Raw genomic sequence first — 11,751 nt, 5'->3', positions numbered from 1 at the left:
ATTGGACATTTAATTGTACAATATTTACTAAAATAAATATTGTTAAAATTCTGTCAATTATATATAATATACAGTAAGCGGATACATTTCTTAATTAACGATGAGTCTACAGCTTATTCGCCTGTTAAGAAAACCGTTATCCTTGTATAAGAAAGGAAGATTTATGTGTACGCTTCTAATACGATTTATATCGTAGGGGACGCAAAAGCACCTCAAAACAATCCAATTACAGAAAAATTTAAAAGCTATTTTGTTGCATTTGTTGTTGAAAAAGATACAGGGAAAATTGTAGATGCGGATTGTTCAGCAACCATTTCATTAACTGCTCAATTTGTAAAACATTTATTTCTACATAGAAATATGAATGATCCACAATTAGTAGAAGAAATTAAAAACCGTTATTTCGGATCATCTCAAAAAGCATTGCTTGTAGCATTAAAAGATGCACAAAAAAAATATAATCAAATTGCTGCTTTGTCTACACATTCATAGACAAAATCCAGCCATAAGATTCATTCTTATGGCTGGATTTTTTTATTGGACAGAAAGGATGAATAGAAATGAAAATCATGGATCTAACAGTAAAACGTCGCTATATTAAGCTTCATACACCGTTTAAAACAGCTTTGCGCACTGTAACAGAAATTGAAAGTATTGATGTTTTTATTCACACAGATGAAGGGATTGTAGGAAAAGGGGCTGGGACTGCGACTCCAGTTATTACTGGGGATTTTGCGAGTGGAATGGGAGAAGCTATTTTAGGGCCAATCCGCTCTGTGTTAATCGGGAAAGAATTGCAGCAATTTCAAACGTTGTTGTTACAAATCCAAATGAGCTGTGTAGGCAATACGAGTGCGAAGGCAGCAGTAGATATGGCTGTATATGATGTGTATTGTCAATTTCATAATATCCCATTATATGCGTTATTAGGTGGAAAGAAAGAGATTCAAACAGATATTACAGTAAGTGTTGATGAACCTTTATTAATGGCGAAAGAAGCAAAAAGTCATGTGGAAAAAGGCTTTAACACATTAAAAATTAAAGTTGGTAAATCAACAGAATTGGATTTAGAACGTATTGAAGCGATCAGAAATGTTGTGCCGAAGGATGTAACTTTGCGATTAGATGCAAATCAAGGATGGAGTCCAAAAGAAGCTGTATCGATTATTCGAGAAATGGAAAATAGAAATTTAAATATAGAATTTGTAGAACAGCCCGTTCATGCGAAAGATTGGGAAGGAATGAAATATGTAAAAGATCATGTGCAAACACCAATCATGGCTGATGAAAGTGCTTTCTCGGCGCAAGACGCTTTAAAGCTTGTTCAAGGGCAATACGCCGATTTATTAAATATTAAATTAATGAAATGTGGCGGGATACGGGAAGCATGGAAGATTGCCGATATTGCTGGCGCTGCCGGTGTAAAATGCATGGTTGGTAGCATGATGGAATCATCGCTTTCTGTGGCGGCAATTGCACATGTAGCAGCCGCTCATCCAAATATTCACTACTTTGATCTTGATGCTCCTTTATGGTTAATGGAAGAGCCAAGCGGAATCACATATAACGGACCAAGGGTAAACCTGCATCACGCAGTGAATATAGAATAAAGTTTCGGCAGAAGAGTTGTTTTTGATGTCACACTTTGCTTGAACAGGGAGGCATATTAATAAAAGGAGGATGTGTTTATGAGAAAATCCATTACTTTGCTTTTTAGTTGTTTGTTAGTATTTTCATCTATTTCAGTTGCAAATGCTGAAGAGGTAAAAAGTAATCAAGCGTATGTAGATGTGGCAGCAGCAACATTATGGACTGGGCCAAATTTGCTTCGTCCAATTGATGAACCAAGTGCGATGAATCCAGTTAATCTATGGAAATGGACGAAATCGATGACGCTCGATGAAAAGCTTTGGTTAACAAGTACAAATAAATTAGAAACACAAGCTTTATTGGGGCAAGAAGTAACAATCATTGATCGGCAAGGTGAGTGGGCAAAAGTAGTTGTTCATGGTCAGCCAACGCCAAGAAATGAAGCGGGATATCCAGGATGGGTCCCGGTAAAACAGCTAACCTATAATCAAGAATTTGCAGGGAAAAAGGAACAACCATTTGTTCTTATTACAAAACCGACAGCTATTTTATACATTAATCCATCTGATAAATATAAATCTTTAGAGGTTAGTTATAACACACGGTTACCACTAGTAAGTGAAGATAATATGTCGTTTCGTGTATTATTACCAAACGGACAAAAAGCATGGTTACGGAAAAATGATGGAATGGTTTATAAATCGCAAAATGAAATTCCTGTTCCAACAGGCGACGATTTAGTGAATACTGGGAAGTTATTTTTAGGATTGCCGTATATATGGGCTGGAACAAGTGGTTTTGGTTTTGATTGTTCTGGTTTTACACATACAATTTACAAATCTCATGGTATTACAATCCCGCGTGATTCTGGTCCACAATCAAAAGCAGGTATTGCTGTTGAAAGAGAAAACTTGCAAAAAGGTGATTTGCTGTTTTTTGCTTACAATCAAGGAAAAGGAAGTGTTCACCACGTAGGAATGTATATTGGAGATGGGAAAATGATACATTCTCCAAATGCAGCGAAAACAGTTGAAATTATACCAGTAGATACACCAGGTTACATTGAGGAATATGCAGGTGCACGTCGCTTTTTACCTTAATATGAAAGATTAGTAGAAATTTAAAAAGGGGGTTTTAAAGTGAAAAAGGTTATTCGCTTTTCATTGGTTAGTACGTTACTTCTTTCTTCGTTTTTAGCTGGTTGTGGAAAAGAAAAGTCCACGACAAAACCAAAAGAAGAGAAGAAAGTATTGCAGTTAACAGAAACAGGAGAAATTCCATCATTAAATTCCTTAAAAGTAACAGACGCTGTTTCATTTAACGTATTAAATAATGTAATGGAAGGATTATTTAGACTTTCAAAAAATGATGAGGTCATTCCTGGAATTGCTCAAAAGCATGAGATTAGTAAAGATGGGAAAACATATACATTTCATTTGCGTGATGCGAAATGGTCTAACGGTGATCCTGTAACAGCACATGATTTTGTATATGCTTGGAAGCAACTTGTTAATCCAGAAACGGGCTCTGAATATGCATATATTATGTATGATGTGAAAAATGCAGAAAAGATAAATAAGAAACAAATTGGATTGGATGAATTAGGAGTAAAAGCTCAAGATGATAAAACGTTTACTGTAGAGTTAGAACACCCTGTCCCTTATTTTACAAAATTACTTTGTTTACCATCCTTTTATCCAATTAATGAGAAGTATGCGAAAGAACAAGGAGATAAATATGGTTTAGAAGCAAATAAAACTCTATATAATGGACCATTTACATTATCAGAATGGAAGCATGAAGCAAGTTTTACAATGAAGAAAAACAATCAATATTGGGATAAAAAAGAAGTGAAATTAGATGAAGTAAATTACCAAATTGTTAAAGAAATTTCGACCGTAGTAAATCTATATCAAACAGATAAAATTGATCGTGCTGTTATTTCAACAGAATTTGTTGATAAATATAAAAATGATAAAGAATTGAAACAATATACAGATCCGGTTATGTATTTCTTCCGATTTAATGAAAATGTACCAATTCTAAAAAACAAAAATGCCCGCCTCGCACTTAGCATGGCTTTTGATAAAAAGGGACTTGCGACTTCATTTTTAAACGATGGATCAGTACCTGCAAACTACTATGTTCCAAATGGCTTTTTAAAAGGGCCAGATAAAAAAGATTTCAGGGAAACAACGACAGAGTTTAATAAAACGAATGTGAACAAGGCAAAGGAATTTTGGGAAAAGGCCAAGCAAGAAACAGGAACGAATGAAGTTACGTTAGAAATGTTAAACTATGATTTAGAAAACTTTAAAAAAGTAGGGGAATATATTAAAGAACAATTAGAGAAAAACTTACCAGGATTGACGATAAAAGTGAAACTACAACCGCATTCTCAAAAACTAGCGTTAGAGAAAAAGAAAGAATATGAAATGTCATTATCGCGTTGGTTACCGGATTATCCAGACCCGATGACTTACTTAGAAGTCTTTATTTCAGAAAGTGGTGTCAATAATACTGGTTATGCAAATCCAGAATATGATGCATTAATTAAAAAGACAAAAATGGAATTAGGAAATGACGAAAAGGCACGTTGGAAAGCGATGCAAGATGCAGAGAAAATGCTATTGGATGATGCGGTAATTGCACCGGTGTTCCAGCGCGGATTATCTTATTTACAAAAACCATATGTGAAAGATTTATATATACATCAATTCGGACCCGCGACTAGCTTGAAATGGGCAGATGTGAAAAAATAAAATGAAATATACAAAAAACAGACTGTGCCTAGAGAACAGTCTGTTTTTGTATATAACAATGTTTCATTCTTGAAATTAATAAAAGAGGGAAAAATCATGTTATAATTTACCAGGATTAAAATTAAGATTTTATTGAAGGGGGAAAAGGATATGTCTATTCATGTGAATGTAAAATCAATGAATACGAAAAGACTCTATATGAGAAAACCTCGTTTAGAAGATGTGGATGCTTTCTATCAAATTGTAAAAAACAATGAGGTAGGTAAGTGGCTTGCTATATCTAGAGGTATGTCACCAGAAGAAACTGAACAATATATTGGAAAGTTCATAGCGCATTGGAATGAACATAATTTTGGTGTATGGCTTATATTCAATCCTATCACGAGGGAAATGATGGGACACTGTGGTTTAAGGTATATTGATGGAACAGAAGATTTAGAAATCATGTATCTTCTCGATCCGAAGTTTTGGGGAAAAGGATATGCTACAGAGGCAGCCCATGCATCGATCCAATATGCTTTTCATGATTTGAAAGTCAAAAAATTAACTGCAAGAATTAGAATTGCCAATGAGAAGTCAAAGAATGTTTTAGAAAAGGCTGGATTTAAGTACACACATGATGTGGATTTTGATGGACATCAATTATCATATTATGAGTATAAGAATTTATTCCGATGAAAATTTGAATATTCATACAAATTATCCAGATAGTTTGTAAACATCGTATAGATTTATATACAAGTTTAACTTGTCGAAAGATAAAATCATTACTGAATTTAGAGTGTGAAAGAAATACAAAATCTTGTATAATTAAAATGTTTACTTGGAAACATTTCTTATAATGGATGCGTACATAAGTTGTGATAAGAGGGGGAAATACATGTAAATGATAGATGAATAGAATGGAGCATTTTTACGGAATAAAGGAGAAGAGAAAGAATGATGACGTGTTGTAAGCAAGGGTTAGAATTATTAGTAGACATGCAATATCGAGGTAATAAGAGAATGATTGTAAGTGGTTCTAGTGTAAGGTGGGTAAACAAATGAAGATGAAGCATGCTTTTGGCCCAATCATTTTAGCATGTATAATCTTTATCGTTATATTGCTTATTCCATCTAAATATCTAGTTTCACTTATTAGTAATGAAAAGGTAGAAGATGCGGCGACTTCATTACAAAAAGAAAAATTACAAGGTGTTTTTTTACAACAAAAAATGTTGGAGAATTTGAATTATTTGCCGATGTACGGTTCATCTGAATTTTCCCGAATGGATGCATATCATCCGTCTAACTATTTTAAAGTAAAACCCGAAGGATTTACACCGTTTCTAATAGGAACTGGCGGAACGCAGAGTCTTGCTCATATTTTAAATGTGACTTCCACAATGGATCAATTAGAAGGAAAAAAAGTAGTATTTATTCTTTCACCACAATGGTTTACCAAGCAGGGGGTAAATGAAGGGAACTTTAGTAGTAACTTTTCTAAACAGCAAACATATCATTTTATTTTTAATGATCAAATAAAACCTGAAATGAAAAAGAAAATTGCGAAGCGGTTGCTAGATTTTAATGTTGTCCGCAAAGATTCTATATTAAAAAGCTCACTAGAAGGTATTGTATATAATGATACAACCCATAAGATAAAAGCGGGAGTATTGAAGCCGATTGCTTATATAAACCGAAACATTGCGGATCATAAAGATTTAGTGACATCTATATTCAATATAAAGCCAAAAAAAGAACAAAGAAATATGGAATTACGTTCACTTTCTTGGGAAGAAACAAGAAGGCATGCTGAACAGGTTGGGAAAGTAGAGTCTACATCAAATACATTTGGAATTGAAAATCCATATTACTATAAAAACAAATTTCAAAAGAAATTACATGGATTAAAAGGATATAAGGCAAAAGAATCTTATGATGAATCGCCAGAATATGAAGATTTACAAATTATTTTAGATATTTTTAAGCAAAAGAAAGTTAAACCGCTTTTCATTTCTGTTCCTGTAAATGGACCTTGGTATGATTACGCAGGGTTCCCAAAAGAACGTCGTGATGTTTATTATCAGAAAGTTCGAGAACAAGTTGAGAAAGCTGGATTTCCAGTTGCAGATTTTACTAGTCATGAATATGACAAATACTTTCTAAAAGATACCATTCATTTAGGATGGAAAGGCTGGGTATATGTGGATGAAGCATTACAACAATTTCATGCAGGGAAATAAATTTTAAGATTAAACCAAAAACAGGAACGGCTTTTTAAGCTGCTCCTGTTTTTTAATACAAAGGATTCTGATGTGGACAATTAGGAAATGGATGTATATCTTGAATTTGCCTAAAGTCATAATGTTTCATTGCGAATTGCGCTTGATACAAGTATTCATACAAATAAATATGTCCACCATGCACACCGCATAAAACTCCAGATGTACCCTGACCATTTACGAGAGAAACACCAACGGGCTGACCAATTAAATATTGTACTTTTTGTTGCCAATGCATGTGTATATCTCTCCTTTTAAGATAATATACAAACTTAGAGAAGGAATGGTTGCTTATCCAGTTAATTTTACATAGGAGGATTTTAATACTTATTATCGATTTGGGAAAGAAAGTATGAAATTAAATGATTATTTCTTGGGTCTTGTTCAACATGATTTAAAGCATAAAGAAGAAATTCTGGATCTTTTAGAAGATAAGCATATCAAATTATAAAAGTAATAATAAAAGAAAAATGAAATAAAACATCATACATCTAATTGAATGTATGGCGTTTTATTTCAAATTCATTATCTCGAATGATTCATTTAAACAAGTTTTCTTCGTTTCTTTAGCCATATTTTTAAAGTGAAATACAAAACAATTAGTATTACTCCGCCAATTGCAAACGATGTTACATACGGCCCAGCAACTTCATCGATATTGCCCCAATTTTCTCCTAGCTTTTCACCTAAATAGATAAAGATGATTGACCACGGGATAATCGCAAGCGCTGTAAGGGTAATAAATCGGATAGGTGACATTTTTGTAATGCCGGCAGGGATTGAAATGGCATGACGAACGACTGGAATGAAGCGTGCTGTGAAAATAACACCGGTTCCATAACGATTAAACCATGCTTCTGCAGAATCGATTTGTTTTTTTTGAATGAAAATGTACTTGCCATAACGCTCTAGTACAGGTCTTCCTCCGTAACGCCCAATCCAATAAATAAAGATTTGTGCGATAACACCACCAATAGTACCAAATACAATGGCGCCTATAAATGAGATGTTTCCTGAAGATACTAAATAACCTGCATAAGCGAGAACGATTTCACTTGGAATAATCTCAATCATGAGTCCAAACATTATGCCCCAATAACCTAGTCCTTCTAAAAATAGTAATACAGAATGAATAAAACTACCTAACATGTTGCACCTTCTATATGAAATTTTTTTAGAGTAAGAGAAAAAATATTCCTTACATTTTTAGTATACGGGAAATTATAAAAGAATAGGTGTGGAATTTTATTTTAAAAGATTAACTTCATAAATAATTGTTCGCTCGTCTCAAAAAATGAAACGAGCGAATAGTCTTTACTTCCTTACTTTTAATTTTTCTAATTCTTTTTGTACTGCTTCTTTTAGTTCAATCTCCGTATCGTCTGTATAAGAAATAGGCTTTATTTGATTAAAGTAGTTACTAGCTGAGGCCTCAGCTTCTATTTTTTGAATATAACTTTCTACTCTTGCGAAGCCTTTCACTGCATTTTCTGTATGAAAAGATGCAAGAGTTTCATTGTTTTCTTTCATTGTACGTGCTACATGTAATCTGGAAACAAGTACGAGTTCTTTATATTGTAATTCTTGGTATTCTTTTTGTAGTTTATCAATTTGCTCATATAGGATTGAAGTTTGTTGTTTTACTACATTGTACTGTTCATGATACATTTCTAGTTTTTTCTCATGTGCAATTTTTTCTTGAAGTGCTAATTGTGCCATATCATCTTCATTGCGAGACACCGCAAGCTCAGCCTGACGAAATCTTTTTGCAATAACAACCTCTGTTCCTGTAATAAGAGATTCATATTTTTTTTCTAGAAATAGCTGCTGAGATAAAGCTTGTTGTGCTTTTACCACTTGTTGCTCCGTTTCTCGTATGTATTGTTTTAACATACTTACCGGGTTTTCTAGTTTATTTAAAGCTTCATGGACATCAGCGGTTACAATGTTTTTAATTCTTCTAAAAATACTCATTTTTATTTCTCCTCTTTACGAATTTGTTTTTCCCATTGATCAAGAATATCCGTTTTATTATTTGATATGACTATATAGCTGTCTACTGTATAGTCAGTTGTAGAGTGGAGTGAGCTTTGTTTTCTTTTTTTATAAAGCCAAATTGGAAATACCACGACAACGAAAAGAGGGATCAATGGTAATATACCAATGATAATAAGAAGGATACCAATCCATTTTCTTATTATTTGATCTTCTGCCTTTTTGAGGATAAACCATCCTAAAAGAATGGAGCTTAACTCAATTGTGAAAAGAATAAGGAAAATCCCATCAAATTTTTCTTTATGATGCTTTTCATAATGTTGAAAAGGCTTCTCGTTTTCGAAATTCTCTTGTTTGAGATGATGTCTTTCATCTTTAAGGTAAGAAGCTTGTCCCCTATATTCCTCAGCAAAGGCCTCACGTTTTGCATGATGCCATCTTTCCATCTGCAATCCGCGGGTTCCTAAAAATACTGCCAAAAGGGAGAAGGCAATAATACTTACCCATATAAGCCAACGGAATTTTGTACGCTTCTTTTTTTGTTTCTTCACATTCTCACCTCCTGCCATATAGTTGTGTTTCTTTCATAACTGGAAAAAATGAGATTTGCATAACGATCATAACGTACAAATTTGAAATTTTATTTTAGCTTCACCATCTCCTTTGTGTTTGTATTACTTATAGTAAAGCGTAGAAATTAGAGCCGTGTGAAAGTTTGATGGAGATAGAATGAAAAGTATATTAGAAATTTCTCATCTTGTAAGTGAGCTGTTTTTTTAGTAGATAAAAGAAGAAAAAACTTCAGTTCATAGCCCTAGTATTACAAAGTTTCTTTTAAAAGAGAGAAGAAGAGCGAACAGTGGGAGATTTTCTTTGCTTAATTAATGAAGTAATATTAGATGAAATACAGTATTTTACTACTTTAAAAATTGTTGAAATGGCAGAATTAGTACAATTATCTCTTCTTCCCTTTCAAAATTTAAAGTGGGAAGGAGAGATGAAAGAAGATTTTGTGATCTATAAAGAAAGGTGCGTATTTGGAATTTTAACTGAGAATAAGAATCTTAATATTTTTATGAAGAGAAACTATTATTTTGATGATATTTTAAAGACTTCAAAGTATATTCAAGATGTAGTTCATTTATTGCGGAGAGAGAGTGTATATTACTTGTAATACAAAAGTTCTAAAAAAGAGGAGCGCAAAGCGCTCCTCTTTTTTTATGGCTTTACATCTAAATTTTGTAAAAATAATGTTGCAGAAACATAGCGTTTCGCTAACATTTGTACATATGCCGTATGTACAGAAAGTGTTGCGATAATAATCGCATTACGAATGGCTTCTCGTTGCTCATTGTTGATTTGATCAAACTGACTTGCGATTTTATCTGCTTTTTCTTTTACAATATTTTCAATTGTACGAATGGTATCAGTCGCGTTTAATTGTAAACAACCACCTTGATTCAATTCCTCAAATAAAGAAGAATAAGCGACGTATAAATGAACAGGATTGATTAAATCATCACTTCGATCTGCTGGATCATTTACGATGAGTCTTAACAGCTTACGAATGGATTCAAAATCAAGTGCTGTTTTTAAATCTTCAACAATGAATAATAAAGCTGCTTGTTCGATAGAATATTTTTTTCCTTTTTGTGGTGAACCAATCATTTCTTTTATATCTCGTTTTACCCAGTTTTGCATAGCTGTTACAGAAAAACTGGTATTTTCAATTTGATTACCAAGCGCAACGATCTCATTTAAAGAAAAGCCAATATCTGTATCTTCAATTTTAATGAGCTTTTCAAAAATAGGTGAAAGAGCGGTTGTAATAAAAGCTGTAACACTTTGTCCACATTCAATATCTTTTTTATGTGACTTTGCCCAAGCTTCTTGTAAAATAACGAGAGGCTTTTTTGCATTCCATCCTCTAAGAGAAAGAAGGAGCATTGCCATTTCGTTTCGTGTGAGATGAAATGTTTCCATCTTTTCACCTCCAAAATTATAAAAGTTCTTATGAACTTATAATATGTTTTGTTGCTTGTAAAGTCAATTCTGTTTTTCATTATTTTTCCTGTCATTTTATAAATTGTTAATAAAGTTAAATAAATAACACTTGCTTATTATAGAAAAAGTTCATATAATAGGTTCATAAGAACTTTTTGTTTAACTTTAAAATAAATCTATCATTCTTATTTTAAAGAAAGATAGATTTCACATATATCTATAGTAAAAGGAGAATGGATATAATATGTTGAAAAAAATCGTTACAGTAATGACTGCATTAATGGTTGTTTTTGGGGCTAGTAGCTTTGTTTTCGTAGATCATGCGGCAGCGAAAAGTTACAAGTCAGGTCAAAAATCATTTACACCAAGTTCAGGACAAAAATCAAAAGTTGATTTAAACAAAAAAGATTCTAATGTGAATGCACAGAAAACAAACCCTGATACAAAAACAAAAGCATCAAACACAGCACCGAAGAGTAATAAAGGGAGCTTTATGAAAGGTTTATTACTAGGTGGTCTTGGTGGTCTACTAATGGGAAGTTTATTTGCAAACATGGGAGCACTTGGTTCTGTATTAGCGTTCATGGTAAATATGCTAGTAATGGCTGGTATCGTAATGTTAGCGATTCGAGCATTTAAATATTTCAAAAATCAACGTAAGAAACAGGCAGAAGAAGCAGTATGGAAACGATAAAAATTTCTGAACAAGAGCTGATAAACGCACTATGTGTGTATATCGCAGAAAAGCGACAAGTTGGCCCAGAAGCAGTTTTAGTTGAACTAATGTATGATGATGACTATGGTTTTTCTGCTGAAGTAGAAGTAAATGGTCGCAGGCAAATTTTAATTCAAGCAAACTTAATTGAAGCACTTCGCTTATGGCTTGATAGGGAATACAATGTCAATCCGTTTGCGGCAAGGTTACAGCTTGAGTTAGATGATGAAGAAGGTATTTTCGCATTGGCGAATTTAAATAACTCGGATGAGTAGTCAAAAGGAGCTGTTGAGATTAATTTCAACAGCTCCTTTTAGTATGCACATTTTTAATGAAATAATGAACCTAGTAGTTAAGTAAGGGTGAATACCTTTACTTCTTCATTTGTGTGCCCAGCTAAGCTGGGCACTATTCTCTAGGC

14 protein-coding genes are annotated in these 11,751 nt (G+C 33.3%); 9 read left to right on the top strand and 5 right to left on the bottom strand.

What is annotated here, in order from left to right; genetic code table 11:
- Positions 1 to 165 precede the first annotated feature (165 nt).
- The 6 genes from BPMYX0001_RS11820 (at position 166) to dltD (ending at position 6,577) form a co-directional block, all read left to right on the top strand.
- Positions 166 to 492, top strand: coding sequence for a DUF3870 domain-containing protein (locus tag BPMYX0001_RS11820; RefSeq protein WP_003198042.1), 327 nt, complete (start codon positions 166 to 168; stop codon positions 490 to 492).
- A 68-nt stretch (positions 493 to 560) separates the two neighbouring features.
- A complete protein-coding gene (locus BPMYX0001_RS11815; RefSeq protein WP_003198044.1) occupies positions 561 to 1,610 on the top strand; it encodes a dipeptide epimerase in 1,050 nt (349 codons plus the stop codon).
- 78 nt (positions 1,611 to 1,688) lie between these two features.
- Positions 1,689 to 2,690, top strand: coding sequence for a C40 family peptidase (locus BPMYX0001_RS11810; protein ID WP_006095070.1), 1,002 nt, complete (start codon positions 1,689 to 1,691; stop codon positions 2,688 to 2,690).
- A gap of 39 nt (positions 2,691 to 2,729) precedes the next feature.
- Positions 2,730 to 4,352 carry a peptide ABC transporter substrate-binding protein gene (locus BPMYX0001_RS11805; RefSeq protein ID WP_006095069.1) on the top strand — a complete coding sequence of 541 codons (1,623 nt, stop codon included), beginning with the start codon at positions 2,730 to 2,732 and terminating at the stop codon, positions 4,350 to 4,352.
- A 150-nt stretch (positions 4,353 to 4,502) separates the two neighbouring features.
- Positions 4,503 to 5,030, top strand: a complete 528-nt coding sequence (locus tag BPMYX0001_RS11800; protein ID WP_033798921.1) for a GNAT family N-acetyltransferase — start codon at positions 4,503 to 4,505, stop codon at positions 5,028 to 5,030.
- Between the two features lie 365 nt (positions 5,031 to 5,395).
- Positions 5,396 to 6,577: a D-alanyl-lipoteichoic acid biosynthesis protein DltD gene (gene dltD, locus BPMYX0001_RS11795; protein WP_033798920.1), complete on the top strand. Its 1,182-nt coding sequence runs from the start codon at positions 5,396 to 5,398 to the stop codon at positions 6,575 to 6,577.
- A gap of 52 nt (positions 6,578 to 6,629) precedes the next feature.
- Here dltD and BPMYX0001_RS11790 read toward each other — a convergent pair whose 3' ends face one another.
- The 4 genes from BPMYX0001_RS11790 to BPMYX0001_RS11775 all read right to left on the bottom strand — a co-directional run bounded on the left by BPMYX0001_RS11790 (position 6,630) and on the right by BPMYX0001_RS11775 (position 9,162).
- On the bottom strand, positions 6,630 to 6,854 hold the full coding sequence (locus tag BPMYX0001_RS11790) for a hypothetical protein (RefSeq protein WP_006095066.1): 225 nt from the start codon (positions 6,852 to 6,854) through the stop codon (positions 6,630 to 6,632).
- A 305-nt stretch (positions 6,855 to 7,159) separates the two neighbouring features.
- Complete coding sequence (gene uptA, locus BPMYX0001_RS11785) at positions 7,160 to 7,765, bottom strand: undecaprenyl phosphate transporter UptA (protein WP_006095065.1); 606 nt, start codon at positions 7,763 to 7,765, stop codon at positions 7,160 to 7,162.
- A 165-nt stretch (positions 7,766 to 7,930) separates the two neighbouring features.
- Positions 7,931 to 8,590, bottom strand: coding sequence for a PspA/IM30 family protein (locus BPMYX0001_RS11780; protein WP_006095064.1), 660 nt, complete (start codon positions 8,588 to 8,590; stop codon positions 7,931 to 7,933).
- A 2-nt stretch (positions 8,591 to 8,592) separates the two neighbouring features.
- The gene (locus BPMYX0001_RS11775; protein WP_240516948.1) at positions 8,593 to 9,162 is read right to left on the bottom strand and encodes a hypothetical protein; all 570 of its coding nucleotides are present in this window, start codon (positions 9,160 to 9,162) and stop codon (positions 8,593 to 8,595) included.
- Between the two features lie 308 nt (positions 9,163 to 9,470).
- Here BPMYX0001_RS11775 and BPMYX0001_RS11770 point away from each other — a divergent pair, with 308 nt between their 5' ends.
- Positions 9,471 to 9,785: a hypothetical protein gene (locus BPMYX0001_RS11770; protein WP_006095062.1), complete on the top strand. Its 315-nt coding sequence runs from the start codon at positions 9,471 to 9,473 to the stop codon at positions 9,783 to 9,785.
- Positions 9,786 to 9,829: 44 nt separating this feature from the next.
- Here the strand turns inward: BPMYX0001_RS11770 and BPMYX0001_RS11765 are convergent, their stop codons facing one another.
- Positions 9,830 to 10,594 carry a DUF1836 domain-containing protein gene (locus BPMYX0001_RS11765; RefSeq protein ID WP_006095061.1) on the bottom strand — a complete coding sequence of 255 codons (765 nt, stop codon included), beginning with the start codon at positions 10,592 to 10,594 and terminating at the stop codon, positions 9,830 to 9,832.
- Between the two features lie 265 nt (positions 10,595 to 10,859).
- On the opposite strand from BPMYX0001_RS11765, the gene BPMYX0001_RS11760 reads away from it, so the two are divergent.
- Both BPMYX0001_RS11760 and BPMYX0001_RS11755 read left to right on the top strand, forming a co-directional pair.
- Positions 10,860 to 11,309, top strand: coding sequence for a hypothetical protein (locus BPMYX0001_RS11760; protein WP_003198066.1), 450 nt, complete (start codon positions 10,860 to 10,862; stop codon positions 11,307 to 11,309).
- Complete coding sequence (locus tag BPMYX0001_RS11755) at positions 11,297 to 11,605, top strand: YxcD family protein (protein WP_018765672.1); 309 nt, start codon at positions 11,297 to 11,299, stop codon at positions 11,603 to 11,605. The genes BPMYX0001_RS11760 and BPMYX0001_RS11755 overlap by 13 nt, the downstream gene beginning before the upstream one ends.
- The last annotated feature ends 146 nt before the right edge of the window (positions 11,606 to 11,751 follow it).

The organism is Bacillus pseudomycoides DSM 12442, from assembly GCF_000161455.1.
GTDB lineage: Bacteria > Bacillota > Bacilli > Bacillales > Bacillaceae_G > Bacillus_A > Bacillus_A pseudomycoides.
This window is presented reverse-complemented; position numbering and strand designations above follow the sequence as displayed.